The sequence below is a fragment of the Pantoea sp. GbtcB22 genome (genome assembly GCF_019091025.1).
Classification (GTDB): domain Bacteria; phylum Pseudomonadota; class Gammaproteobacteria; order Enterobacterales; family Enterobacteriaceae; genus Pantoea; species Pantoea leporis.
The window spans coordinates 1-250 of record NZ_JAGXKB010000512.1 but is presented as its reverse complement, the minus strand read 5'-3'; the positions used below and the strand labels follow the sequence as shown (position 1 = coordinate 250).

Sequence of the window (250 nt, the reverse complement as noted above, 5' to 3'; positions counted from 1 at the left end):
ATGCGTTACCGTCCGGCTATTTCGAGGCGGTCAGAAGCCATCCGTTTTATGTGGTTGAGCATGCTGAATATGGCGTGGCCGCGACCGGATTTCTTGACTTGCACAACGGCAGCGTTGTAGCGATCTTCACGCTGCCCGCCTGCAACGGCAAAGGTTATGCCAGCGCCATCATGCAGGTAATCATCGATGCAGCGCGTCAGCGGGGTTTTGATAGACTGACACTCGCCGCCACGCCCAACGCGAGCGGCTT

At 57.6% G+C, this 250-nt stretch carries 1 protein-coding gene; it reads left to right on the top strand.

Annotated elements, in window-relative coordinates; translation table 11 throughout:
* A partial coding sequence (locus KVT28_RS25880; RefSeq protein WP_217551121.1) for a GNAT family N-acetyltransferase occupies positions 1 to 250 on the top strand: 250 nt, incomplete at both ends.